Consider the following 26876-nt stretch of genomic DNA (forward strand, 5'->3'; position numbering starts at 1 on the left):
GGGGTCCGATGGAATTCTTAAAGTGGAAATATACTGCTGTTAGTGTCAATGGAGTCCGTTAGTGGCTTTGTAACTGCTGATGGCATCGAATCATACGAAGAAAAGAGGTGTTCCGGCAGCCAGCATATGGCTTGTTGGGCACCTCCTTTTTGTGTTCACATTATACTTCTGCTTTCGTAGCCACGAGTGGACAGAATCCAGGGTTCGTTATACATAATTCTTGAGCGAATTCCGGTTGGAGCTTGGAGAGCTCGGCGAAATAGCTGCTGATTACGTGATTACCACTTGTAGATCCATTCTGGAAAGACAGTGAGTTAAAAGTATGGACATGATTGTAATAATACTTTTTTTCCCGTTTGGGGAGCTTATAGACATGTGGAGGTGCGTAGGTTACAACATCAAAAAGATTGGCATACCGGTAACTCTTCTGCACATATTGTTTAAAAATATTAACGAAGTCCGGATCACCTACCCGTGGGGAACCATAAGTATATAGGTTAGGTGAGGTGTAAGAGGTATTTGCCGCAATATCTAAGGTACATAAGGTGGCGAGCGCTCCACCGAGGCTGTGGCCCGTAATGTATAAGGTCTTGTCAGGAGATAGCTTGGAGAGCGCAGAGAAGATGACGTCCCGAGCTGAAGAATAAATGTTGGTGAAGCCACGATGGGTGAGAGAGTCTTCTTTAAGATATTTGAACCGTTCCTGTGAAGCGAGGACGTTGGATATCCAATTGGTCGTCGTACTGGTTCCCCGAAAGGCAATAATAATCTCTTGTGGAGACTCCAAAATAAAGCCGAAACGTTCCCATACATTATTGAAGGATTGTGCTTCAATGGGATGACATAGCTGATAATCGAATGGAATGACGAAAACTCCATCTATATTTGAAAATTGTGTATAGGTTTGCCCGCAGACTACAGCTAGAAAGATCGCCCTTTGCTCTTGCTCATCCCTCTTACTCACGTACATCCCGCCTTTCTTTCCTACACTATATTAGGGGGATGAAGGAGTGATTCCTAAGAAAAAGGATTCCCTGAAACATCTCTCTGAGTTACTATATATAAATAAGTCCAACAGCGAGAGAAAAGGGGGAAATGCATACATGAGCAACTTATTGGAAATTTTACACAAGGAAGTCGTGCCGGCAGAAGGCTGTACGGAGCCGATTGCAGTTGCGTATGCCGTCTCCTTGGCGGCAGAGCTTCTCGAGGAAGAAATTACGGGGATTCAGCTGCATCTCAGCGGTAATATTATCAAAAATGCAATGGGAGTGGGCATTCCCGGGACAGGCCAGACAGGCCTGCCCATCGCAGCAGCCCTTGGAGCGGTGGTCGGCCGTTCTCACAAGGAGCTGGAAATTCTGTCAGGTCTGACGCAGGCTGAGTTGAAGATGGCAAATGACCTGCTGGATAGAAAGCTGCTAAAAGTGGAGATAAAGGACACTCCTGAGAAATTATATATTGAAGCCCAGTTGTTTACGCAGAACCATACGGCGACTGCCATTATTGCCAGAGAGCACACCCATATAGAATATTTGGCTCTGGACGGGGAGAAAATAACACCCCGGAATTCAAAAGCCGACTGTGGCAAGCCTGGTCTTTTCGACACGGAAGAGTATGCGGGCTCAGTTGACCAGATATTCGAGTTTATCTGTACCGCTCCTTTTTCAGACCTAAGCTTTCTCTTGGAAGGGGCGCGGATGAACAAAGCGATCTCTGATGAGGGATTGCGAGGCGATTATGGCTTGCAAGTAGGTAAGAAAATGAATCAGCAATCAGCGGTGAATCTGTTCGGCAATGATGTAGCGAACAGAATTATCGCGGCTACCGCAGCGGCTTCAGATGCTCGAATGGATGGCAGTGCAATGCCTGTGATGACAACTGCGGGCAGTGGCAATCAAGGCATCGCCTGTACGCTTCCCGTTATAGCTCTGGCGGAATTGCTGGGCAAAGATGAAGAAATGCTAGCTCGGGCGCTTGCACTGAGCAATCTGGTCACTGTGCACATCAAACATTATATCGGGCGTTTGTCCCCATTATGTGGTTCAGGGATTGCAGGGGGAGTAGGAGCAAATAGCGGGATCATTTATCTCATGGGCGGCAGTCTTGAGCAGATCAAGCATGGGATACAGAATACGATAGCTTCTTTGTCAGGCATGATCTGTGACGGTGCGAATTCTACCTGTGCGCTGAAGATTTCCACCTCCACCAATACGGCGATCCAGGCAGCCACTCTGGCTATGAACAACATTGCTCCTACAACCAAGGATGGTGTGATTTTCGAAGAGGTGGAAGATACCATCCGCAACATGGAGCGTTTGGTTCAGGAAGGGCTGGCGGATACTGACAAGACCATTCTCAATATTATGCTCTCCAAAGGCGGAGCGAATTAGCTTCCAAATAAGTTGAAAACAAGATAGAACATCATAATTAAGACCGCCCGGTTCCCTGCATAAAATGGCAGGAAGCCGGGCGGTCTTTGTAACACTTCGGCAAAAACATAGGTCTGCGAGAAGATTTGCATTAAATTTTAACATAACTTATTCTGAGTTAATAAAGGCATAGAGACTGAGGGTATAAAAAGGAGATAATATGACAGAGAAAATAGATATAGGCTGGAATTTTGCGAACAGTTATACTCATCTGCCGGAATCAATGTTTACAAGGATTAAGCCAACGCCTGTGCGTAAACCGGAACTGATTATTTTTAATGAACCATTGGCTGCTACTCTTGGGCTGAATAGCACAGCACTACAGAGTAAGGAGGGTCTTGGGATTCTTGCCGGCAACGAAGTTCCTGAAGGTACCCTGTCGCTTGCACAAGCTTATGCTGGACATCAATTCGGACATTTTACCATGTTGGGAGACGGTCGAGCAGTGCTGCTGGGCGAACAGATCACCCCTCAAGGTGATCGTGTAGATATTCAATTAAAGGGTGCGGGAAGAACCCCATACTCTCGTGGTGGCGATGGCCGGGCAGCGCTTGGACCGATGTTACGCGAATATATCATCAGTGAAGCTATGCATGGACTTGGGATTCCTACGACTCGCAGCTTGGCGGTGGTAGCTACAGGGGAGCCGCTAATTCGGGAAACGGAACAGCCGGGGGCGGTTCTGACCCGGATTGCTGCCAGTCATTTGCGTGTTGGAACCTTCCAATATGTTGCTGCATGGGGGACTGTGGAGGATCTGCGTATTCTGGCTGATTACACGTTGCAAAGACATTATCCAGAAGCTCCTGTGGAAGATAATCCATATCTTGTTCTGCTTCGGGAAGTAATGGAACGTCAAGCAGCGCTAATTGCTAAATGGCAGCTTGTAGGTTTTATTCACGGAGTGATGAATACTGATAATATGGCCCTTAGCGGAGAAACGATTGATTATGGTCCATGTGCCTTCATGGATGTGTATAATCCTGAGACAGTCTTTAGTTCCATAGACCAGCAGGGTCGTTATGCTTACCACAATCAGCCCGGGATTGGCGCATGGAATCTCGCCAGATTTGCCGAGACTCTCTTGCCATTGCTGGCTGACGATCAGGCACAGGCGATTAAGCTGGCTGAGGAGGCAATTTCAGATTTTTCGGAGCGGTCCTATCAATATTGGCTAACGGGAATGAGAGCGAAGCTGGGAATCTTTAACGAAGAGTTAGAGGATGTTGCTCTGATTGATACCCTCCTTGAACTGATGCAAAAATATCGGGCTGACTACACTAATACATTTCGGTCCTTAACTCTAGGCGTAATGGAAGATGCTGCTCTGTTTGGCACCCCTGAATTTAAGGAATGGAATGAGCTGTGGCAGGCGCGACTTAGCAGGCAGCAGGAATCACAATCCTCTTCGCTGAAGCTGATGCACAGCAGCAATCCTGCGATTATTCCACGGAACCATCGTGTAGAAGAAGCGCTTGAGGCAGCGGTAGAGCGGAAAGATTACGATGTGATGGAGAGGTTACTTCAAGCTTTGACTAACCCATACGCCTACTCCTCTGAACAAGAGGAATACTCGGCACTTCCTGAGGAATCCGCATGTCCATATCGTACATTCTGCGGTACTTGATTTGCATATAATTTATCTGGAAAATGGGGGAAGGAAGAATGTTTCATGCTTATGATGTTCTAGCCAACCAGTTGCTGGCCAATGCGAATGATCCGAGTTGGTATGTGCCCTTTGAAGTGGCGGTTAAAGACTTAAGTGAAGAAGAAGCTTTTTGGAAGGTAACGGAAGAAAGCAATAGTATTGCTGAGATTGTGCAGCATCTGCTTTACTGGAATGAAACTTGGCAAACAAGGTATAAAGAAGCTAGTGTTCGGGCGGTTCCTCCAGTGGATAGTAATAATAATACCTTTGTCGTTGCAGAAGGGAAAACGTTCGAAGCGCTGCAAAAACAACTTTTAGAGGTTCTTTTACACTGGCAGGAATTGATTAAGAAAGAACAATTGGAAGCTGATGTTCAAGGATTTCCAGACAGTAAATGGTGGGAAGTCCTCGGAAATGTAACAACCCATAATGCTTATCATGTGGGCCAAATTGTTTATATTCGAAAGATACAGAAGAGCTGGAACCGCGATGTGAAGTGACATTGTGAAGTGAATCCTAAAGAATAGACATTTTAAAGGCGTTAGCGGATGCACATTCATCTGGCTTTCGTCTTTTTTTACGTATTAATACTTATATATACTTAATTATTAACTTATAAACGCTTGTAAATACTTATAAAATGACTTATGATGACTTTAGGAGGTGAATTTCATTATGTATCAAGAGGAACGATTATTAAAAATACTCGAATATTTGAAACAACACCAATCGATGAGTGTTCAAGATATCTGTACGCAATTTGAAGTCTCAAGAGATACTGCCCGACGGGATATTGTTAGGTTAGTACAAGAGGGCGTCGTTGTTCGGACGCATGGCGGTCTAGCGTTACCTGAATTGCAAAAAGAATTATTATCTTATCAAGATCGTTTGATCGATGAATCCGAGAGTAAGCAGAGAATAGGGAAGATCGCGGCCGGGCTTATCCAAGATCGTGAGACTGTAATTTTAGACGTATCGACCACTGTACAGTTTGTTGCAGAACAAATTAGTGCGCAGGATATTACGGTTGTCACGCACTCGATAGATAATGTAGGGATTTTATCCCATCGCGAGGATCTGCTAATTTATGTACTTGGTGGTTACTTGAATGTGAAAAACCGCTTGTTATATGGTTCTTCCATTATCGATAAACTTAGTGAAATTCGTGCGGATAAAGCCTTTATTGGAGCATCGGCGATCTGTGCTGATGGACTCTATTATCCTTATGAAGAAGATGCGCGGGTAAAAAGAGAAATGGCTCGAAGATCTGATCAAGTGATTTTAGTAGCGGATCACACCAAATTTAATGCTAAATCCTTTTATCGGCTAGACTTTGATTTCGTTGATATTTTAGTTACAAATCGAGAGCTTCCAATCGAGATCAGAGAAGTTCTAGATCAGAAGAACATCACAGTTATTGAGTGCCTAGATCAAGCTGAAGAGGTTCGAAATCAAGAGTGATAACGACTGGAGGAGAATGTTTATGACTTATATTTTGCAAAATGTACAAGTAGTGCTTCAGAATAGTATAGTTTCAGCGGCCAATGTATGGATTTCTGAAGGAAAAGTGATGAGGATAGACTCAGGAGATATTTCTATCCCAGAGGGTGAGTATGAACGGATTGATGGCGGAGGGCATTTGTTAGTGCCCGGAATGATAGATGTGCATATTCATGGCGCTAACGGGTTTGATATGATGGACGGTACTGAAGAGAGTATTCAAGAAGTATCGAAGGCTTGTGCAGCTTCTGGTTGCACCTCATTTCTGGCTACCTCTGTGAGTTCTACGATGGAGGATCTTTTAGAGATGATTCGTAGTGTCAAACGTGTAATTGGGTATGAAGTGGGAGCAAAGATCGCAGGCATTCACTTAGAGGGACCTTATCTAAACCCCAAGAGAAAAGGAATGCAAAATGAAAAGTATCTGCGGCATCCTAACTTAGAGGAAATGAAGCTCATTTTCCAAGAAGCTGGATCACTCATAAAAATGGTTACGATTGCTCCTGAGCTGCCGGGAGGCATGGAGCTTCTTTCCTTTTTGAAAGAACAGGGAGTGGTGATAGCGATTGCTCATTCGGATGCCACATATGAGGAAGCCAAACAAGCTTTTGCCGCTGGGGCAAGTCATGTTACGCATTGTTTTAATGGCATGCGGCCGATCCATCATCGAGATCCGGGGATTGTGGTTGCCGCTTTCGAAGAGAAGCATGTGAGCCTGCAAGCTATTGTGGATAATGTCCATCTGCATCCTGCAATTATCCGTTTGATGCATACCATGAAAGGACCGGAAGGAATGGTCTTGATCACAGATGCCTTACAGGCAATGGGGTTAGGGGATGGGAATTATATATTTGGAGGACATCAGGTTACGGTATCTGGTGGCATAGCGCGATTGGAAGATGGCACGCTGGCCTCCAGTACAGTTACCATGAATGAAGCCTTACGTTATACTGTCGAAACTGGAATTTCGCTCACAGATGCGGTGCAAATGGCTTCAACTACACCGGCCAATATTCTTGAACTTCAACAAAAGGGGACGATCACCTCTGGCTTGGATGCTGACCTGGTTCTCTTGGATGATGAATTCAAAGTGCTCTGGACAATGGTAGGAGGGCAGATCTTACAGCTGTGACCGGTATTCATGTGCGGTTATTCCGAACACGCTTTTAAAATGCCTGTTCAGATGAGTTAGATCCACAAATCCGCAATCTACAACAGCTGCATAGATATCCTTGGTTCTCTCTATGGACTGCTTGGCACGCTCTACCTTGCAATTTAAGAAAAATTGATAGGGTGATATTCCTGTATGTGTCTTAAACTCGCGAATAAACTGATATTTGGATAGACCAAACTCTGTGCAGAGATCGTCCAGCTTCAGCACATGGTCTAAACTGCAGTACATCATTTCCTTTGCTTTTTTGAGAAATTTATTATTCGTTCTACGATCGGTAACTATTTCAGTATTGGATACTAAATGAACCAGAGTGAATAGCAGTTCACTGCACAAAGACTCCTCTTTGCCATTCTGAATGGCATGGTTTAGGGCTAATATGCACTGCGCCAATTTGTCATCGTATAAGATAGGAGTGGCGAAGCGGAGTTCTTTTTTTCTTAATATCTCTAACATTAGGGTTGGCTTAATATAAAGCATGACATAATCAATGCCACCTTTATCATACGCATTGCCATCATGCGTTTGTTCCGGATTAAACAACATTACGCCATTTTTATGAGAGGATTGCAAACTACCGTCAAGATTATATTGCTGAATGCCACGAAGGGTCACACCGAGTGCATATTCCTCATGGCAATGTTTTTTATAGGTGAAATCAGTAAGGCTGGCGGATAAGGACAGGATCTCTGCTGACTTTTTATAGTTAAATTTCTCCACGTTCTTAACCTCCGCGACTTTATAGGATTCCCGATATCATAATGGCCGAGTATACTAAAAACAGTGCCATCACGGTATTTAGAACTTTTTGATGATTTTTCATAAATGTTCTGAAGATTGTCCCAAATACAACCCATGTCGTAAATGCAAAAAATCCGATCACAGTTATAATTATAACAAATATAAACAAGGCAAGCGAAGAGGTATAGAATGGCATTACGTAGTTGGGAATGACCGTTAGTGTAAATACTAGCACTTTAGGATTCACAAGCTGCATAAGCACGCCTGAGCGGAAATTGGCATTAGGGTCAGGCTGGTCTTCCATTGAACCCATTTTAAAGATTTTATAAGCAAGGTAGAGCATATATAAACTCCCAATGATTTGCATAATGATCAGGATATTTGGGATGATTTCTACTAGAACACGGTTCAGCAGAGTAGAAAGGATGAGTAATAAGCCAAAAGCCAGCGTAGATCCGTATACATACCCCATTGATTTTTTAGCCCCGGAATGTTGCACGGAAGAAAGAATAACAATATTGGTAGGACCGGGTGTAAATGTAGCGACAACGCAATAGATCAGAAAGGACAATGTATTCATGATGACCTCCAGTAAAGTAGTTCTATGAATATAAACCTTTCAGTCTGAATGCTGATAGTATATTATTGCAGGATTTTTAAGAATTCCGGCCGGGAATAGAAGAGGTGTCCGAATCAATGAATAAGAGTAATCCAATGACCATAAGCACGCTTTCTCCAGCTGAGTTTGAATCCACATGCTCTGTTTTTGAAACTTCAATCCAAGATGCCTTTGAAAAAGAAGGGCTTGATCATTTACAAGACGATATCCAAAGTGAAATAGATCATAAAAAGCAAATGGTGATGACTTCACTGGATACTACGACTGGGGAGCCTTACTTCCTTCTTGCAAAAATAGAAGAGCAGGTTGTCGGTACGATTTCCTTTGGACCTTGTGGCGAAGATATTCAAACCTGCACGGATCATCAGTTAGATGAAATAGGGGAATTGGGCAGTCTATACATTATGCCAAGTTATCAGGGCCAAGGTGTGGGTTCAGCCTTAATTAAGGAAATGATGATATTTCTAAAAAAGCAAGGGGTAGAGCAGTTTTGTCTGGACAGCGGTTATAAACATGCACAGGTCAGGTGGCAACGTAAATTTGGGCAGCCTTATAAAGTAGTAGAAGACTATTGGGGACCTGATTCTGTCCATATGGTTTGGTTTTGTAATGTGAATGATCATTTAAGCTAGAGATATATAGTACATGAAAATAACAGTCCCTTTGCTACGCGCAGAGGGATTTTTTGTTTTGTTGGATAAAACGGGTGTAATGTCGTTTGACAGATGATCTTTTGCCGGGTAATATGAATCTTATATTTAGTAAATTAGTAATTTAGTAAATGAGTAAATTAGTAAATCATAAAATGGAGAGTGACTAACATGAAAATTCCAACAACTCTAAAACATAAACCTGTAGTCGTGTCAGAAAATTACGAGCAGGTTGATGGCCGGTACGCCGGGGACACAGATGCAAAAGGTCTGTCCCTAGGATTAGCACAATGGAACGATAGAGGAAAGGTCGACATCTCAGCAAAGGTATGGAGACATACAGGGGACAAATGGTCGAGACAGTCCGAAGAGCTGCCAATGCACAGAGTGCTTGACCTGGCAATTTTGATTTGCAGAAGTAGTTTGTATTTTCAAGAGGCCTATCGTTTTCCAAAAATGTATGATCCCGAGAGCCCTATGATTGATCGTATTGGACTGCAGGGAGATGCAATGAGTGTATCTGTATGTGCAGATAATCCCATGATTGATAATGATATTAAGCTGTTCGCTCAGGCGCTTAGTGATGATGGTGAAATGATCGGAGAACGACTTTCGGTATTGTCCCGTTTATTAAAAGAAATGGGGTACTGAAATTTAGCAGAATGGCCTGTGAAAGGAGAATCATAAATCATAATGGACAAAAGTAAACGTAAAGAACTTCAGGAGCAATATAAGCAGCTCAAGACGTACATGGGTGCTATTCAAATTACAAACAAAAGAAGCGGGAAAATATTCGTTGACAGCTATCCCAACCTGAAGAATAAATGGATGACTATACAGATGCAATTAGATATGGGCAGATTTGCAAATGCGGAGCTGCAAAAGGACTGGAAGGAACTTGGAGCAGAAGCTTTCAGCTATGAGGTGTTAGAGCAGAAGGAGTCAGAAGACGTAACCGACGTGCGCTGGGAGCTTAAACTATTGAAAAAGAAGTGGTTTGAGAAACTGCAGCCTTTTGATGACAAAGGATATAATAAGCCACTAACCCATTAAGCCAAGTATAAAGAAACCTTTAGCTTTTATAGCAAGGGTTTCTTTTTTTAGGAATCGTATTTCACTCCGGATTTTATGTGTCGTAATATTATATATGTTTTGTCGCATTTTCCTACTAAAAAAGCTGTTTGTTATGTGTTATTTTTATAGCAGATGTCAGAATAACATATATACGGGAGGCACAAGTAAATGACCATTAGAATTGGTAAGCTCAGCTATTGGCATGTGCATGCATGGGATTATACCAAGCAAGCTCAGGAGCATGAAGATACCGTATTAGCTGCAGTTTGGGACGAAAACGTAGAGCGTGGGAACAAAGCTGCGGAAAGCTTGAATATTCCTTTTTTTGAATCACTGGATGATCTGCTTGCGCAAGAGGATATAGATGCCGTTATCGTGGATGCACCAACGAATATGCATAGAGACGTAATCATGGCTGCGGCCAAAGCGGGTAAACATATTTTCACAGAAAAAGTTATTGCCCCAACGTTAAAAGAAGTTAACGCAATTATCGCAGAAGTTAACGAGAACAAAGTGAAGCTAACGGTCTCCTTGCCTCGTTTAAATGACGGCTATACATTAACTATTCAAGAGATTCTAAGTCAGGAACTGCTCGGCAAGATTACTTACGTTAGAGTTCGCTTATCCCATAACGGAGCAACGGAAAGCTGGCTTCCCGATCATTTCTTTAGCTTGGAGCAATGTGGAGGCGGAGCTTTGATTGATCTGGGCTGTCATCCCATGTATTTGGCGAAGCTTTTCTTAGATCAAGATGTGACTGGGGTTAGTGCTAATTTTGGGTATGTAACCGGTAAAGAAGTGGAAGATAATGCTGTAGTGACATTATTTACGGATTCAGGAGCAATTGGTGTGGTGGAGGCTGGTTTCGTGAATAGTCATTCGCCGTTTACTATCGAGGTGCATGGAACTGAAGGAACGCTGCTTTACGGAACACCAGAGAATAAGCTTCTTCTTAGAACGAACAAATCCACGGATAAAGAAGAAGGCTGGAAAGAAGTAGCCCTGCAAAGCAATCGTGAAAGCGCCTTCCATCAATGGGTTGATCATATTCAAAATAATACACTCGCCACTCACAATGTTGAAATGGCAGTTGAGCTTACCAGATTAATGGAGGCGGCGAACCGCTCGGCTAAAGAAGGCTGTGTAATTCCGATTGGGAGGACTTAACGTTGAGCAGCTTTCCCTATGAGATGATGTTTGAGAAGCAGGACATGCTTGAAAGATTGGATATCACGATTCTATGGGGACATTACGAGATTACAGTGTTTAGATTTCATTTGACATCTTTTCCACCGGGCAGAGTAGTCGAGTTCCATAATCATTCTGAATTTGAGTTTCATTTCATTCCGCGCGGGAAGGGAGAAGTCATTCTTGGGGATCAAAAGTATCCTCTGTCAGAGGGAATGTTCTATCTAACCGGACCAGGTGTCATGCATCGTCAAGAGGCAGCCGTAGATGAATCCATGGAAGAGCTATGCCTGCATGTTGACATCAAGAAGAGGATCCGGGATGATGCTGATCTTTGGGAGGTTGCGGAAGCTGAGACCTGTGTGGAGAAGCTGAAGTGTTTACCCTTGGTCCCAGCACAAGATTATCACGGGGCTATGAAGTGTTTTCGAGAAGCGTACGAAGCATGCGATGGGAAGTTGACCGGATATTATACTTCAATTAAGCATCTCGTGATTAGTATTTTATTAAAGGCCGTTAGAGCGTATGATTCAGGGGGGATCCGCACGGAGGCGCCGGTTAGAGATATGCTGACTTACCGGTATCAATACGCAATGCAATATATGGAAGCGAATTATTCAGGAACGGTTACCTTAGAAAATGTTGCGGAAAAGCTGAATATTAGTTCAAGGCAGCTGCAGCGGGTGTTTAAGCAAGTAAATGCAGAACAATCATTCAGTAGGGCGCTTGAGGACATCCGATTGCAAGCGGTCTGCCGCAAGCTTGAAGAAAGCAATTATCCGATAGAACAAATCGCACAGTCGGAAGGGTTTACCAATGCTACCTATTTGCATATTGTCTTCCGCAAGCGGTTAGGCATGACACCGGCAACTTATCGAAACAGCAAACAAATCCATTAGAGGTGAGGGTGAAGGATATGAGTAAGGTTTTTCGTGTAGGGATTATTGGATGTGGTGGTATTGCGAATGGCAAACATCTTCCAAGCTTGAGCAGACAAAGTAAGGTTGAGATCGTGGCTTTTTGTGACATTATTAAAGAACGTGCTGAAGAAGCAGCGGAGAAATACGGAAATAATAAAGCTACTGTCTATACGGATTACACTGAACTATTAAAAGATCAATCCATCGATATTATTCATGTGCTTACGCCTAATGATGTCCATGCGGAAATATCAATCGCTGCACTAGAAGCCGGAAAACATGTGATGTGCGAAAAACCAATGGCTAAGACAGCGGCAGATGCCAAACGAATGGTTGAAGCAGCGAAACGTACAGGCAAGAAGCTGACCATTGGATATGACAACCGATATAGAGAAGACAGCTTATATTTGAAAAAAGCCTGTGAGTCCGGAGAGCTTGGTCATATCTATTTTGCAAAAGCACATGCCATCAGACGGAGAGCCGTACCGACCTGGGGAGTATTTCTTGATGAAGAGAAACAAGGCGGCGGTCCGCTTATCGATATCGGAACTCATGCGCTGGACCTAACCCTTTGGATGATGGATAACTATAAACCTAAAGTCGTGCTTGGCACTAAATATCATGAACTTTCACAAAAAGAAGAAGCCGCCAACGCATGGGGACCGTGGGACCCTAAAAAGTTCACCGTGGAGGACTCAGCCTTTGGAATGGTCGTAATGGAGAATGGCGCAACAATCATGCTGGAAGCGAGCTGGGCTCTGAATTCACTAGACGTACATGAAGCGAAATGCAGCTTAAGTGGGACGGAAGCAGGCGCAGATATGAAGGACGGACTTAGAATTAACGGAGAGAAATTCAGCAAGCTGTACACTAATAAAATTGAGCTTGGGGCAGGCGGCGTTGCCTATTATGAAGGAAAAGCTGAAAGTGCTCCGGATATAGAATTAAGAAAGTGGATTGAAGCGATTGAACAGGATAAGGACCCGGTTGTAACTCCTGAACAGGCTTTTGTTGTTTCGCAAATATTGGAAGCTATTTATGAATCGGCGCAGACCGGCAAGGCTGTGTATCTGGATTAGATTTTGACAACTATAGCGATTTAGAGTAATATCCACTTGTGATTTAATTATAGGGATCTGAGACAAGACTCTCTCTTTACCGGGAGAGTTTTTTTGTTTTTTTACTTGTTTAGACTCTGGGTAATAGGGGTGGAAATCGTGGATACTATTGATCGCAATCATGTGCTTATTGTGGAAGATGACGATAATATTAGACGTTTTATATCTATAAATTTAACGAATAACGGGTTTGTGGTTAGTGAAGCTGCTTGTGGAGAAGAAGCCTTGCAGAGCTTTGAGGTGAGCCGTCCAGATGTTCTGGTTCTGGATATCATGTTGCCTGATTCTAATGGGTTCGAAATATGCCGAAAGCTAAGAGAGAAAGACGCTGGGGTCATCATCATTTTCTTAACCGCACGTGGACAGGATTTGGACAAAATCAATGGCCTTGAAATGGGTGCTGACGATTACATTGTTAAACCTTTTAATCCATTAGAATTGGTAGCACGTATTAAAGCGATTTTGCGCCGTACAGAATCAGCTCTCAAGCCGCAAAAAACGATACTTCAAGCTGGACCGATTCGGCTGGATCTGAATGCAAACAAGATGTTTAAGCAGGATGACAGCATTGAATTAACTCCGAAGGAATTTCAGATGATGAAGACCTTTCTGGAGCATCCGGATACAGCACTCTCTAGGAATGAATTAATGAATCTTGTCTGGGGAGAGGATTATATTGGAGATCCTAAGACGGTAGATGTTCATGTGCGTAAGTTAAGAGAGAAAATTGAGGTTGATCCTTCTAATCCGCTTTGGATTGAGACGGTATGGGGGCTCGGATACCGCTTTAGAAAGGATGGTTGAAGAATGGGGATTCAGAAAAGATTAGTAGGAAGCTATTTTGTAGTCATCTGTCTTACTGTGCTCATTCTTGAAATCATTCTTAATGTATCTGTACGATATTATTATTTTCATAACATTGAGGAAACCCTGATGAATCAAGCAGAGCTATCGGCTTCTTTTTTTCAGCAATACTTTGGGGACCAGGATCTGGAGGAACAATCGGATAGGTTACTGAAGGGTTTTGCGAGTCATTCCGATGCACAGGTACAGATTATTAATGTTGAAGGCCGGCTGTTGCAGGATTCAAATGGACTTCAAGGCGATCTTACTATGACTGAGAACATAGATGTGCAAGCAGCAATAAAAGGGCAGCCCGGCAGTTGGAAAGGTGCGGACCCTAACACAGCGGAAGCGATTTACGCGGTATCCTATCCTTTACAAGCGAATGGAAACATCGTGGGGGGAGTCAGATTTATCACGTCCTTAACGGAAACTATACATACAGTTAAACAGATTGCGGTTTTACTGATCGGGGTGGGGATCATCGTCATTGGCATTGTCACCTTACTTGGATTATTACTGTCTTGGACCATAACCAGATCCATTAAAGATTTGAAGCAGGCAGCAGACCAGATGACCGAAGGTGATTTCAGCATCAGAGTGCATAAGCGCTATCAAGATGAGCTGGGTTCATTGGCGGATACGTTAAATATGATGGCATGTCGAATCTCCAAGAGTGAACAGCTTAAGAATGATTTTATCGCTTCCGTATCCCATGAACTGCGAACACCCTTGACCTCGATCAAAGGTTGGGCAATTACCTTAAAGGCAAGTGAGGTGAGTAATCAACCTCTGTTTTATGATGGGCTTGATATTATTGAATCCGAAAGTGACAGGTTAACTCATATGGTGGATGAATTATTGGATTTCTCCAAGTTGGATAACGGAAGAATCGCCGTTCACTTCACATCTGTGGATCTAACAGAACTACTGCAGCATATCGGCAGACAACTTACCCCTAGAGCGACCCGACAAGGCATCTCACTAGATGTAAAAATAGAAGAACATCTGCCAGTGATTCAAGCTGACGAGAATCGTGTGAAGCAAGTCATGATTAATCTCATTGATAATTCACTCAAATTTACTGGTTCATCAGGTCGAATCTTTATCACCGCTCATACGGTTCCAGGGAAAGTCGTGATTTCTGTAAAGGATACAGGCTCAGGCATCGCTGAGACGGATTTAGAGAATGTGCGGCAAAAATTCTACAAAGGGGATCAACAGGCTTCGGGCAGCGGCTTGGGATTATCCATCTCGGAACAGATCATTAAATTGCATCATGGAGAGCTGCGAATAAGCAGCACTTTAGGCAAAGGAACGATTGTCCAATTTGACTTACCGATAGAATAAGAATTCAAATTTAACTATTTCATAACCACTTTCATCTCTTTCACAGATAAAATACTATATATGCGGACAAGCGAGGAGTCGATGATCCAAATGCCGAGCAAATTCATAAAAATAGGTACCCTGTTGACAACTTTATTTTTGCTCGGAGGATGCGGAGTCCCGGCGACACCCGGAGAGCTGATTAAACCTCCATCATCAGAAGCAAATCTGCAGCGAGACAAAACGAGCCAGGAATTTATTAAGTGGCTTCCAGACAAAGCTCAATTGATAACTCCGATGAAGGGACAAGAAGATAATGCCATCTCCTTTGGCGATATGGATGGAGACGGAATCGACGAAGCTGTAGTTGTGTATGAGTACAGTAAAAACAAAGGATACACTATAAAAGCAATGTTGTTGAGGCAGGAAAATGAAGCTTGGCAGAAGATTTCCGAGGTTGAGGGGTTTGGGTATGGTCTAGATTATGCCGGATTCTTTGATGTTGATGAAGATGGCCATAACGAGCTTGCACTGGGCTGGTCATTGGGTGAGGCAGGTAATGGTATGGATATTTATACGCTAAGTGAAGATAAACTTAAGCTGTTATCGAAGAAGGCGTATCAGGGCAAATATGATCTGAGGTAATCATTTAACCTAATCATCCGCAGCGCTTCATTGAGAAAAAAGAAGTAAAAGTGCTCAGCGGATTATTTATAATGCCCATTTTCATGTATATATCCTGTACACAACAAGAAAACTACAGAAATTAAATAGAGGTTGTAAATGCTTATCTCTACCAAAATTGCAAAGCTGGACAGATCCGTACTTTTTCTCACCACCTGCTTAGTTGGCATGGGTACTGTTGCTATTTATGAAGCGACTACGGATACGCGGTTAGACGGTCTTTACATAAGTTATTTGTATTTATTTGCTTTATTTTGCCTACCCATGTTATTCATTGCTTTGGTAGATTATAAGATTCTATTAGGCAGGTTAGCGTATCTCTTTTATGGCGTGGGCATAGGTTTACTAGTACTAGTCAAGCTGGTTGGAGAAAACCTCAATGGTGCCGTGCGTTGGTTAAGTATTGGGAGCTTTCAGCTTCAGCCTTCCGAGCTGGCTAAAATATGTACGGTGCTGCTCATTGCTCATCTATTAGGTACACGAGAGGGCCAGCGGCTGCGGTTTTTTCAAGATTTAGTGCCGGTCTGTTTCGTTTTTTTAAATCCTTTCATTTTAATAATGGATCAGCCCGATTTGGGTACAGCACTCGTATTTGCTGGCATATTACTTAGTATGCTGTGGATTGGTAACATCCGTGCTCTATATATGATTCTGATCCTTGGTGTTGTGATTATTTCGATCGGCACGATACTATGGCTGTATTATGCTAACTTCGACCTGTTATCCAAGATTGTCGAGCCCCATCAACTGTCACGAATCCAAGCTTTTTTGGACCCGCAGAGCGATCCAGATAAGTCTTGGCATGTAAAAAACGCAATGATAGCCATTGGCTCCGGAGGATTATCGGGCAGTGAAGGTATTTTTTTGCGAAAAGGATATATTCCATATGCGTATTCCGATTCGATCTATGTAGTCATCGGGGGGAAATACGGTTTTATAGGTTCATCCGTGCTGCTGATGCTTTATTTGCTGCTCGTGTACCGAATGATCTTTATTGCGCTGGATAGTAGGGACCGTGCGGGTACCTATATTGTCACCGGGTTTATCGCTATGTTCATCTTTCAAGTTTCCGTTAATCTTGGGATGCATATTGGCTTGCTGCCTCTGACGGGGATTTCATTGCCTTTTATTAGTTATGGAGGCAGCTCATTGCTAACTAATATGATTGCGATTGGCATAGTGCTAAGTGTTAAAGTTCATAAGGATGAAAGCGCTGATTGAATAAGCTATTGGAACTGAGTGGAGGAAATTATGTCTAACAAACGCAAGTGGACAACAACCCGTAAAATTCTGACGAGCATTGGTCTTGTCTTAGGCGCAACTATTATAGGGATTGGAGTATATGCAGGGTATTTATACAAAAAGACGGATGATGCGATACAGCGTATGGCAGCTCCAGTCACCATCCAACCCACTGCTGCTCCAGAGGAAAAAAAGGAGACGGTATCGGTTGAACCTATGATTTTTCTGCTTGCCGGGGTAGATAGCCGGGACGGTGGCGGTGGGGTAATGAATACTGATGTTCTGATGCTTGTCAGCTTCAATCCGGACACGAAATCAACGAGTTTCTTATCTTTACCCAGGGATTTGTTGCTAAAACCTAAATCGTTACCTTCCCGTAAAGCCAATTATTATTATGCTTATCATTACATAAAAGACAAAACAGAGGCTATTCCGAATACAAAAGAGTTTTTCAGCAATTTGCTCGGTCTGCCGATTGATCACATGGTTGTGGTGAATTTTGATGTGTTGCAGGAGACCGTGAATTTGCTTGGCGGACTGACTATAGATGTAGATATGGATATGAAATATACCGATACGGCAGATGGTACACACATCGATTTAAAGAAAGGCTTGCAGAAGCTGGATGGCCAACAAGTTCTTGATTTTGTGCGGTACCGTAAATCGAATCAAGGAACGGCTGAATCCTCCGATTTCCAGCGTAATGATCGGCAGCAGCAAGTAATCAAGCAGATTCTGGATAAGCTAGGAAACTTCCAAGGTGTGTCCCAATGGGGAAATGTATTGGATATCATTGGTGAAAATGTGAAGACGGATATTCCTCAAGCAGATCTGCAGCAGTGGTTATTCAACTTCCCTAAACTTAAACCAGAGCATATTAATTCCTTACATGTGGAATCTCTTTGGAAGAGTCCGTATGTCTATGTGAATAAAGAGGATCTAAAACAAGCACTTACTACTCTGAGTACGGAAGCAGGCGTCAGCTCCGAAAGCTCATTACACTTGGAGAATGTTGGAACGGTGGATTAACATCTATAACCCTGCTCTTAAGAGCAGGTTTTTTTTGTTAGTTCTACTATAAATCCCGCTAACCAGTAAAGTAATCCGCCAAGAGGTAGAGGCCTGACTTCCATGCATAGTACCATAAACACAGCGATAATGATGAATCGTATATTGTTTCTGGTTTACTTGAGAGGAGAAGGGAATTTTATGAAATACAGACGGGGTATTATGTTTCTAATCGTACTTACAGGAATGATCTCAATAGCTGCTTTTAATCCGATTATTGGTCCGCTTGCGCGAAATTTGGGGCTGAGTGATTTTCAATCAGGATGTTTAGTATCGGTGGCGGGGTTATGTTGGCTGCTCGGAGGATATTTCTGGGAAAAACAAACGTTTATGAGCCGAAAGTGGCTGCTTGCTTCGATTATGTTCGTCTATATGGCCACACTCATCATTTTTGCACTATTGGCTGATTATGCAGTAAATGCACAGAGTAAAGAGAGTCTGTTTTGGAGTTTCTTTTTACTTCGCGCAATCGCTGGCTTTTTCTTTGGAGGAATTCCGGCATTAGCACAAGCTTATGTTATGGGCTGGAGTACAAAAGAAACCCGTACACAAGGAATGGCATTATTTGGTGCGGCCAACGGTCTTGGTTTCGTAGTAGGACCCGCAATGAGTGGAGGAATGGCTTCACTGGGCCTGACCTCACCAATGTACGCGGCAGCTATTTTATTGTTCACCTTGGCTATATTGTTTCTGGTGTTTATTCCTAAAGAAAAGAATATTGAGATTGAGCGGCAGGCGATTTCACTTTCCCCCAATGATCGACGTATACGCCTCTATTTGTGGATTGGACTTTTGCTTTCGTTTGCTCTGAATATCGTGCAGGTTACTATCGGATTTTTTGTGCAGGATAGCTTGGGTTACAGTACTCAGCAAGCCACTCAGTTAATTGGAATGGGGCTGGCGATCTCGGGAATAATGGTAGTGCTCTCGCAAATTGTAATCAGTAAGTATCTCAAATGGCATCCTAAAAAAGTGCTGCTCGTAGGACTCTTATTTGTTGCCTTAGGCTTGCTGGGATTGTTATTGTTCATCAGATTTGCGTATGTAGACTTTACATTCTTGGGTATTGGCATCGGCTTTACACTGCTCGGCTACAGTGCGGGTGCTTCAATGGCGGTTCAAGACCATGAGCAAAGAAGCGTTGCTTCCTTTATTGCGGCCCTGCAAGGTGGCGGGTCATTCATAGGGCCAGTTATAGGTACGGCCTTATACACCGTTAATATGGCGCTTCCTTATTCTATCTGCGTACTGTTGATATGTATTGTAGGTCTCGCTAATATGAAGAAAAGAGCGGCGGATCGTGTGGAGAGTTGTTAAAGAAGAAAGGCTGCTCCTAATAGCAGCTTCAGGCTGTCGAGGGTGACTCGACAGCTTTTTTTGTAGCTTTCTGCTGGCAGTGAGTTTATGTAGAAAATAAGGAGAAAGAGTTTTTTACCTCGTATTGAGCTTCCAGTTAATAGTATAATAAGAACTCGTAGGAGTTATTTCAATATGTTGTAGAGAGGTTATCCAGAATAACTGTATACGAATACATACTCATATTTTTTTGAGGAATAAGGAGATGAAGACATGACTGTAAAAACTACAGCGGAACAAATCCGCATTATCGAATACGATTCTTCTTATGCTGGGGCGGTCGCAGAAATGTGGAACCGCAGCAACGAAAGCTGGGGCGGAGGCACCAATCAAAGAACTGAGGACAGTGTGCGCCGTGAGATGGAGATCTCGTCCAATCTTAATGCCTTTCTTGCCGTTGATGGCAAAGAGGTAGTCGGCTTCTGCAGCTTCGCCCACTACCGTCAAGATGAAGGGGCTTTGTATGTCCCGCTATTGAATGTACGTCCCGATTATCACGGATACAAGGTTGGCCGCAATCTGATTCTGAACGCTGTTCGCCAAACAATAGAAGCGGGCTGGCCACGTCTTGATCTGTTCACCTGGGCAGGTAATACGAAAGCCGTACCAATGTATAAGAAATGCGGATTTTTTTGGGAGAAAAATGAAGATTACGTCCATCTGATGAACTTCATTCCAACAGTACTGCAAACGGAAGCACTTGCTCCTTATTTTGAAGAACTGGATTGGTATGCAGACAGTACCCGTGAACTTCCCATTCAGCCAGATGGCCGCCAGGAGCGTGGCTTTGATTTCTTTGATTACACTTGGCAAAAGGGAGAACTCTCCTTGAGGGCGGAATTCGAGAAGACTGGCCGCGGTCTGACCGCTCTTGATACACCAGACTATGAAATCTCTACAGAGATAGATGATCATGATCTAGTGTTTGGTTCGACCTACAAGATCCGCTATCGCATCAAGAATCGTTCGACGTCTGAGCTGGCCATTGAGATCGAAGGCCAGAACGATAAAAATATCCGTTTTGCTCTATCTGCTGCGCGAATACTCGCTCCAGGTGAAACGGTTATCGTGGAAGGTGATTTTGAGCTTGATTCAGTTCGGGAAGAGCAGAACGATAAGAAGACACACCCCGTTGTTATGAGCAAGTGGATCATCGGTGGCAAGCGTGCGGAATTCCGCATTGGCGTTGCTCCTAAATTTCCACTCAAAATGAAGATAGCGCTGCCACACCGGGAACTGTATCTGGGTCTTCCTTCGGAACTGTACCTTAATGTGGAGAATAATTTTGCTGCAGAAGCAGAATTTTCTTTTGATTTGCCCGAAGACGAATTCCTGATGTGGGCGGATCGTACAGTAAGCTTTACTGTTCCAGCTAAGAGTAAGGCTTCTATTCAAGTACCCTTTACCCTAAATTCATACGGTCTTTATTCACAGGCTATTGAGGTAACGGCCGTTCCGGTTGGAGAGAAGGCAGTCACCTTTATCAGCAAGCTATCCGTTCTAATGAAGGGAACGCATGGCCGCTTTGGTGGGGAAAACGGGGATCAGTGGGTGGCGGTGAATGGCGCCTACTCTATTCATCTTAATAATACCGACAATGGAATGTGGATTGAATATCCCGGCTCGAGCCATAATTTCTGGTTGACCCATCCGAAGTTAGGCAAGCCATTCGCAGAAGAATTCTCTAAGAAACAGGCCAAAGAGGTAAAGATCTATTCTGAAGGGGAGAGTCAGGTTCTCGAAGCTCTTTACGAGTCGGAAGAATTTCCGGGTCTTGAGATAAAAAGAGTGGCTAAGCTATTTGCCAACGGAATCGCTGAGTTTTATAGCGAGGTCTGCAATACCAATAGTGATATCCTGGAAGAAGACATGTATCTGTTGACGAATTTCGGCTTTTTCGGTAAACAGCTCATCTTACCATATCAGGGCCAATACGTGGACATGGGCGACGCTTACTCAGGCGATCCAAGTCTTTGGGACAGTGCACAAATTACGGAGAACTGGTTGTTCTGCAAGGAAGAGAACGTCACATGCGGAATCTGCTGGGATCCTTCGCTAAAATTGCTTCGTCCGGAATACCCGCTTGGGCTGGAGCATAATCTTGGCCGAATCTCCGCTGGAGATGTCGTACGGACAAAAACTATGGTGTTTGCTCTTAACACCTTCCTTAAGTGGTCGGAATTCCGCGCCTTTGCCCTAAAACAGCAGAATTCGGTCATACCGGTGTTGGATGACCATCTTGAGCTAACGCTCGGCGGTGGAAATCCTTTTGCGGCAGGGGCACTTCATGCCGAGCTAATCGAACGAAAGATGACACCGCTTGATGGAAGCCTTGAATTGTATGTACAGGCTGATGGAGAAGAGGAGCGAAGTGTCGCTGAGATGGAGTTGCAAAGAGGACGAAATTTGCACTCCGCTGGTTTTGAACTCTCTACTGAGGATACAGAATCACCAGAACACAACGAATCTGGCCGTAAGGTCCGGGTCGTCTATCGTGGTGAGGATCGCATTCAAGAGCGAACAGGCCTCTGGTTTCCACAAACGGAAACAAGCGTTGTTTGTGGGATAGAAGAAGGACCTGCGGGTCCCATTTACACAGTGAGCAACGGAGTTCTATCTATTGCAGCTGCTCCTGATTTCGGCAGCGTTGTGCATTCCTTGAAGCACCAAGGAGAAGAGTGGCTGGACAGCACCTTTCCCAAAGCTGAACCACGTTCCTGGTGGAATCCTTGGCATGGTGGACTCGGTGTGGGTATTTCTGGCATAGGCGGATTTAGCCGGTTGCAGGAGCCAAGAAGCGCAGCTTGGACGGAGCAGATGGATGATCACGGCAACGTCTGGAAGGGATTGAGACTGACCACTTCGATGGAGAAGCAGGAAGCAAACCGGGGGATCACGATCAATCAGCATTACCTTATGCTGCCCGGAGTCCCTGTGCTCTGTGTGTTGATTTCAGTAACCAATGAAAGTGGAATGACGCTACCGCATTATTCGCTATCCGAGGATAGTTACTTTAAGCCTTCACCAATCTATTCGGAAGGCTGGATGGAGCTCCCAGAGGAAGGCAACTTCCCTATCGGGAAGGTCGAAGCCCATCTGGAATCCAAGGGGCTTATCCGAATCGGTGCAACTTCGCGTAAAGACATGCTGCATGTGGTGCATAGTTATCCTAATCAGAGAGCTATGTCTTACGTGAACAATAAGGTATTCACATATGGTGTGAATCACCATCTACTACTTCTGAACGGAGAAACCGCTTGGACACAGCCGACCTTCATGATCATGGGAGAGCTCGCTCTGGATCCAGAGGCAGTTCGTAATCTTATGAAGGTGACCTTTGCTAGTGCTTCTGACAAAAAGGAGACTATAAATGCCAATCATTGATATTCACATTCATCTGTCGGACATCGATAGCTTTCATCAGACAGCACTGGACCTCTCCAAAGTTGATTACACAGCTGCTGGGCTCAAAGCGGAGTTTGACAAGAACGACGTTGTTCTCGGCATTGGTATGGGGGTCACGGAGCAGACGAAGGGAGCCTTCCCTGACTCTGCCTCTCCCAATCCGATGGGACTCGACTTGGAAGCCAGTGTGCCGCCATTCTTAATGGAATGCGTGGGCATTAATCCGAATATGCTCGGAGGAAAGGATGCTTTGGATGAGCTGGACCGAATTGAGGCACGGCTGCAAGCTCCTGAGGTAGCTGGTATTAAGCTCTATGCCGGGTACTATCATCATTACGTTTATGACAAAATCTACTCGCCGATCTATGAGCTGGCCGCCAAGTACGGCACACCTGTGGTTATTCATACCGGTGATACGTATTCGATGAATGGATTGCTTAAGTATGCGCATCCGCTTACCGTGGACGAACTGGCGTTCCAACGGCGCGACGTGAACTTTATGATCTGCCATCTAGGCGATCCATGGGTGATGGATGCTGCCGAAGTGGTCGCCAAGAATCCAAACGTCTATGCCGATTTGTCCGGTCTCGTTGTTGGTGACCGGCCTCATTTTGAGCGGTTCATGAATGAACCCCTGTTTATGGATCATTTTCGCCGGGCGTTGGTGTACTCTGATCACTATGAAAAAATGTTGTTCGGTACCGATTGGCCACTCGCGCCTATTGACCTGTATGCGGAGTTCGTCCGCCGGCTTGTGCCTGAGCAGCACCACGAGAAAGTATTTTATGAGAATGCCTTTGCATTATTCCCACGCATCCAGCAGAGAATTGCAGCGCTCTGAGCGGAGCGGGACAGTATATCTGAAACGCAGGAAAATAATATAATTACGAACAAGCCATCCTTAGTTAGTACTAAAGGATGGCTTGTTTTTACATTTGTATGATGACCATGCCTATTTTTAGATTGAGTTTCCAAATTTTAATCTTCCTTTTCTTTACTTAACAGATCAGCTAGCTCAACCGAATTCTTATTTCTTAAATCCAGCATCTTTTCGCTATTGCTAGCTTTAATCAGGAAACCATCTTTCGTTTTAAAATCCATATAAAGGCTGAATCCGGCCACCTTTGAATTAGCGTAAGTAACAGTCATTCGATAAGTCGGTTCACCCACATCAACAGACCCGCGTACTTTTTTTACAGTTCTTATAGCATCTTCGAAGATTTGAAGGCTTTCACGGTCAGTATAAGTAATTTCTGTTGTTTCGGATGCAAGATTGACACTTACGATCTTTTGCGTGGGTCTGACTAATACAAATAATAAAATTAGTAAAATTATCAGTGAAAATGATAGAATACTAAATTTTTTCATAACCTACCTCCTTACTTAAGAATAATGCAGACCAATCACTTAGTTTCCAAAATAGTTATAAATTTCAGCTGAGTGTGCGTTGGTTATCTCATTGTTGGAATCTTATAAAAATTCCTAGGGTTCTATTTATTATTTGCTACTGGACTTGTGAAACCTTTATTAAAATAATAAACGTCTAAGAATGTATACATATTTTAGAAATAATGTGCTTGATTTTTAATTACACGTTTGTATAATGAATGTATTACACAAATGTATAACAAGGAGAAATATGGATGAATAACAAAATCAAACGCTTGCCAGATGCTGAACTGGAAATTATGCTGGTGATTTGGAGAGCCGAGAGTTGGGTTAGCTCCTCTTATATTTTGAATCAACTGGGGGATAAACGTAAGTGGGCGCTTGCTACTTTGATGACAGTGCTGTCACGGCTGGTTGAAAAGGGCTTTCTATCTTGCGAAAAAGAAGGGCGGAGCAACCGTTATCTCGCTGCAATTTCTGAGACAGATTATAAAGAGAGCGAAGGGAAGTCTACGCTTGAAAAGCTGTTTGGCAACTCTGTGCAGGATATGGTGATGTCCTTATACAACGGGAAGGCGATTGATAAAAGCGATCTTGCTGAGTTGCGGGAACTGCTCGATAGAGTAGATAAGGAGGAATCCTGATGATAACAGGTCTTTTTACAGATTTTCTGGTTATTTCTGTGACCCTTAGTTTAGTTATTATCGGCTTAATCACATTAACTCCCTTGTTAAGAAAACATTATTCGGCTAAGTTGAGCTATTGGATATGGTTGATCCTAACCTTGCGATTATTGTTGCCATTCAACTTTTCCTTTACCAATCCTCCTGTGGCGATTCAGCTACCCGAAGGTCAGGCCATAGCAACTGTCTTTCAAAGCTCAGTGTCCCAGAATTTGCAGGCGGATACGCCAGTAATCTCTCAGCCGGTCCAGACAGGGGATGTAAGCCATATCCCTTCTAGAATTAATATTTTAGCTTACATCTGGGTTACTGGCGCTGTGCTTTTTTTAGGGTATCATTTGCTGAGTTATTTCTTTTTCAGGAAACAGGTGTTACGTTGGAGCAGCCCTCTTCAGAGAGAGGATATGTTCTCCAAGCTCAAACAAGTCGCTAAAGAAATGCATGTAACAACCGCCATTCCGGTTCTGATAAGCAGTAAAGTTCCGAATCCGATGCTAATGGGTTTTTACAAGCCAACACTATTCTTGCCGCATGATCAATATAGTGACGAAGAGCTGGAGTTTATCTTAAAACATGAGCTGGTCCATTACAAAAGGCATGACATCATATATAAGCTACTGCTACTGATTGTGCAGGCACTGCATTGGTTTAATCCATTGGTCTGGTTCATGGCACGCGAAGCTGTCCGCGAAATTGAAATTTATTGTGATGACACCGTTGTACGTAAGCAAAATGCGGCATATCGAAAGAAATACTGCGAAGCCATTTTATCGGTTATGCAAAGTAATGCTACTCGGCATGTAGCTTTATCAACGAATTTTGCAGGAGGAAAACACTCGATGAAGCAGCGATTTGGCAGTATTTTAAATATGAAAGAAAAACGAAATGGAGTAGGCGCATTTCTTGCGGTCTTAATGGTGGTTAGTGTAACAGCAGTGCTAGCAGCCTGTACCAACCTAACCGGCCAATCTACAGATACGGCGGCGCTCAAACCAGGTACTATTTATTCCTACAGCTCTAGTGGCGAACAAGTGGTTGTGCATGACGCTGGGAATGCGTATTCCATGGACGAGGATGGTAATGTCTCTGTCTCCTATCGGAAAGGGGAGATTCAAGCGCAAACGCCTTTAAAACTTGATACGACTGGAACAGAAATGGGGATGGGGAGAGCGGATACCGGATTTTATATCTCCGAGGACAAAACTGCAATTGTATATGGATTTGCGGATGGTAAAGAATCCCCTCTACATGTATTAATCAGTGATGACATGGGGAAATCGTGGAATAACTACAACATTGCAGGTGCCAAGGGTTATGACGCCAAGTTCATCGGGTTTACTGACAAACAAAATGGATGGATCGTCTCCGGAGGTTCTGCAGGTGTGGGACGCTCATTAAATTATGTATACCAGACCTCTGACGGCGGGAAGACATGGACGGAGCTTGGAAATCCTAACGATTTATACGCGGAAAGTTTAGCCGGGGCAGGGTTTTCTAACAAGGATATCGGATTCTTAGGGTTCAGATATTATGAAGATAATGGGCCTGTTATTTATTGGACCAAAGATAAGGGACAGTCATGGGAAAAGCTCGTGGTATCCCTTCCGGAAACCTTTAATGAATATCAAAAAACGCCGCTTTCACCTATTTTTATTGGAAAAGAAGGATTGTATCCTATTCTGCTCAGCAAAGAGGGCAACACTGTAGGTACCATCTATCTGTCGAGTAAGGACAACGGCCTGAAGTGGACGTATGATCCAGCATATGATCAAATAGGCGATTCTAAATAGGAGCAAGTGGAGCAGGGGGTGATCTA

25 protein-coding genes are annotated in these 26876 nt (G+C 43.7%); 21 read left to right on the forward strand and 4 right to left on the reverse strand.

Going from position 1 to position 26876, the window contains the following annotated elements; all coding sequences use genetic code 11:
- Positions 1 to 160: 160 nt before the first annotated feature.
- Entirely contained in the window at positions 161 to 970 is an 810-nt protein-coding gene (locus tag MHH63_RS08160) for a lipase family protein (RefSeq protein ID WP_341171382.1), read from the reverse strand.
- 133 nt (positions 971 to 1103) lie between these two features.
- Here MHH63_RS08160 and MHH63_RS08165 point away from each other — a divergent pair, with 133 nt between their 5' ends.
- The 5 genes from MHH63_RS08165 to nagA all read left to right on the forward strand — a co-directional run bounded on the left by MHH63_RS08165 (position 1104) and on the right by nagA (position 6712).
- Complete coding sequence (locus MHH63_RS08165; protein ID WP_340394073.1) at positions 1104 to 2393, forward strand: L-cysteine desulfidase family protein; 1290 nt, start codon at positions 1104 to 1106, stop codon at positions 2391 to 2393.
- A gap of 199 nt (positions 2394 to 2592) precedes the next feature.
- Positions 2593 to 4059: a protein adenylyltransferase SelO gene (locus MHH63_RS08170; protein WP_076127290.1), complete on the forward strand. Its 1467-nt coding sequence runs from the start codon at positions 2593 to 2595 to the stop codon at positions 4057 to 4059.
- 38 nt (positions 4060 to 4097) lie between these two features.
- Positions 4098 to 4580 (forward strand): DinB family protein, encoded by a 483-nt coding sequence (locus MHH63_RS08175; RefSeq protein WP_076127289.1) that lies wholly within the window; start codon positions 4098 to 4100, stop codon positions 4578 to 4580.
- Between the two features lie 175 nt (positions 4581 to 4755).
- Entirely contained in the window at positions 4756 to 5541 is a 786-nt protein-coding gene (locus MHH63_RS08180) for a DeoR/GlpR family DNA-binding transcription regulator (RefSeq protein ID WP_076127287.1), read from the forward strand.
- Between the two features lie 22 nt (positions 5542 to 5563).
- On the forward strand, positions 5564 to 6712 hold the full coding sequence (nagA, locus tag MHH63_RS08185) for an N-acetylglucosamine-6-phosphate deacetylase (RefSeq protein ID WP_076127285.1): 1149 nt from the start codon (positions 5564 to 5566) through the stop codon (positions 6710 to 6712).
- Here nagA and MHH63_RS08190 read toward each other — a convergent pair.
- Positions 6701 to 7471, reverse strand: a complete 771-nt coding sequence (locus tag MHH63_RS08190; RefSeq protein WP_076127284.1) for an AraC family transcriptional regulator — start codon at positions 7469 to 7471, stop codon at positions 6701 to 6703. The two genes, nagA and MHH63_RS08190, sit on opposite strands and share 12 nt — an antisense overlap.
- Before the next feature lie 19 nt (positions 7472 to 7490).
- The gene (locus tag MHH63_RS08195) at positions 7491 to 8072 is read right to left on the reverse strand and encodes a LysE family translocator (protein ID WP_076127282.1); all 582 of its coding nucleotides are present in this window, start codon (positions 8070 to 8072) and stop codon (positions 7491 to 7493) included.
- Positions 8073 to 8188: 116 nt separating this feature from the next.
- On the opposite strand from MHH63_RS08195, the gene MHH63_RS08200 reads away from it, so the two are divergent.
- The 14 genes from MHH63_RS08200 to MHH63_RS08265 all read left to right on the forward strand — a co-directional run bounded on the left by MHH63_RS08200 (position 8189) and on the right by MHH63_RS08265 (position 23829).
- A complete protein-coding gene (locus MHH63_RS08200) occupies positions 8189 to 8743 on the forward strand; it encodes a GNAT family N-acetyltransferase (RefSeq protein WP_341171383.1) in 555 nt (184 codons plus the stop codon).
- A gap of 189 nt (positions 8744 to 8932) precedes the next feature.
- Complete coding sequence (locus MHH63_RS08205; protein WP_038572158.1) at positions 8933 to 9412, forward strand: DUF6530 family protein; 480 nt, start codon at positions 8933 to 8935, stop codon at positions 9410 to 9412.
- A 42-nt stretch (positions 9413 to 9454) separates the two neighbouring features.
- On the forward strand, positions 9455 to 9814 hold the full coding sequence (locus MHH63_RS08210) for a GIY-YIG nuclease family protein (protein ID WP_038572157.1): 360 nt from the start codon (positions 9455 to 9457) through the stop codon (positions 9812 to 9814).
- Positions 9815 to 10003: 189 nt separating this feature from the next.
- The gene (locus MHH63_RS08215) at positions 10004 to 11002 is read left to right on the forward strand and encodes a Gfo/Idh/MocA family protein (RefSeq protein WP_076278709.1); all 999 of its coding nucleotides are present in this window, start codon (positions 10004 to 10006) and stop codon (positions 11000 to 11002) included.
- Between the two features lie 2 nt (positions 11003 to 11004).
- Positions 11005 to 11922, forward strand: a complete 918-nt coding sequence (locus MHH63_RS08220; protein ID WP_256720973.1) for an AraC family transcriptional regulator — start codon at positions 11005 to 11007, stop codon at positions 11920 to 11922.
- 17 nt (positions 11923 to 11939) lie between these two features.
- Positions 11940 to 13022, forward strand: coding sequence for a Gfo/Idh/MocA family protein (locus MHH63_RS08225; protein ID WP_076190679.1), 1083 nt, complete (start codon positions 11940 to 11942; stop codon positions 13020 to 13022).
- 138 nt (positions 13023 to 13160) lie between these two features.
- Positions 13161 to 13865, forward strand: coding sequence for a response regulator transcription factor (locus MHH63_RS08230; RefSeq protein ID WP_076190682.1), 705 nt, complete (start codon positions 13161 to 13163; stop codon positions 13863 to 13865).
- A 3-nt stretch (positions 13866 to 13868) separates the two neighbouring features.
- Entirely contained in the window at positions 13869 to 15254 is a 1386-nt protein-coding gene (locus MHH63_RS08235; protein ID WP_341171384.1) for a sensor histidine kinase, read from the forward strand.
- Positions 15255 to 15344: 90 nt separating this feature from the next.
- Positions 15345 to 15878, forward strand: a complete 534-nt coding sequence (locus tag MHH63_RS08240; RefSeq protein WP_076182931.1) for a hypothetical protein — start codon at positions 15345 to 15347, stop codon at positions 15876 to 15878.
- A gap of 138 nt (positions 15879 to 16016) precedes the next feature.
- On the forward strand, positions 16017 to 17138 hold the full coding sequence (locus MHH63_RS08245) for an FtsW/RodA/SpoVE family cell cycle protein (protein ID WP_341171385.1): 1122 nt from the start codon (positions 16017 to 16019) through the stop codon (positions 17136 to 17138).
- A 30-nt stretch (positions 17139 to 17168) separates the two neighbouring features.
- On the forward strand, positions 17169 to 18188 hold the full coding sequence (locus tag MHH63_RS08250) for an LCP family protein (protein ID WP_341171386.1): 1020 nt from the start codon (positions 17169 to 17171) through the stop codon (positions 18186 to 18188).
- A 180-nt stretch (positions 18189 to 18368) separates the two neighbouring features.
- Positions 18369 to 19544, forward strand: a complete 1176-nt coding sequence (locus tag MHH63_RS08255) for an MFS transporter (protein ID WP_076201547.1) — start codon at positions 18369 to 18371, stop codon at positions 19542 to 19544.
- Positions 19545 to 19796: 252 nt separating this feature from the next.
- Positions 19797 to 22967 carry a GNAT family N-acetyltransferase gene (locus tag MHH63_RS08260; protein ID WP_341171387.1) on the forward strand — a complete coding sequence of 1057 codons (3171 nt, stop codon included), beginning with the start codon at positions 19797 to 19799 and terminating at the stop codon, positions 22965 to 22967.
- On the forward strand, positions 22954 to 23829 hold the full coding sequence (locus tag MHH63_RS08265; protein WP_076104960.1) for an amidohydrolase family protein: 876 nt from the start codon (positions 22954 to 22956) through the stop codon (positions 23827 to 23829). Before MHH63_RS08260 ends, MHH63_RS08265 begins: the two co-directional genes overlap by 14 nt.
- 137 nt (positions 23830 to 23966) lie before the next feature.
- Here the strand turns inward: MHH63_RS08265 and MHH63_RS08270 are convergent, their stop codons facing one another.
- A complete protein-coding gene (locus MHH63_RS08270) occupies positions 23967 to 24356 on the reverse strand; it encodes a hypothetical protein (protein ID WP_076127262.1) in 390 nt (129 codons plus the stop codon).
- A gap of 275 nt (positions 24357 to 24631) precedes the next feature.
- Here MHH63_RS08270 and MHH63_RS08275 point away from each other — a divergent pair, with 275 nt between their 5' ends.
- A complete protein-coding gene (locus MHH63_RS08275) occupies positions 24632 to 25021 on the forward strand; it encodes a BlaI/MecI/CopY family transcriptional regulator (protein WP_076143756.1) in 390 nt (129 codons plus the stop codon).
- Entirely contained in the window at positions 25021 to 26850 is a 1830-nt protein-coding gene (locus MHH63_RS08280; RefSeq protein ID WP_341171388.1) for a M56 family metallopeptidase, read from the forward strand. The genes MHH63_RS08275 and MHH63_RS08280 overlap by 1 nt, the downstream gene beginning before the upstream one ends.
- The last annotated feature ends 26 nt before the right edge of the window (positions 26851 to 26876 follow it).

Origin of the sequence: Paenibacillus sp. FSL H3-0310, assembly GCF_038002785.1 — a bacterium.
Lineage (GTDB): Bacteria > Bacillota > Bacilli > Paenibacillales > Paenibacillaceae > Paenibacillus_AQ > Paenibacillus_AQ odorifer.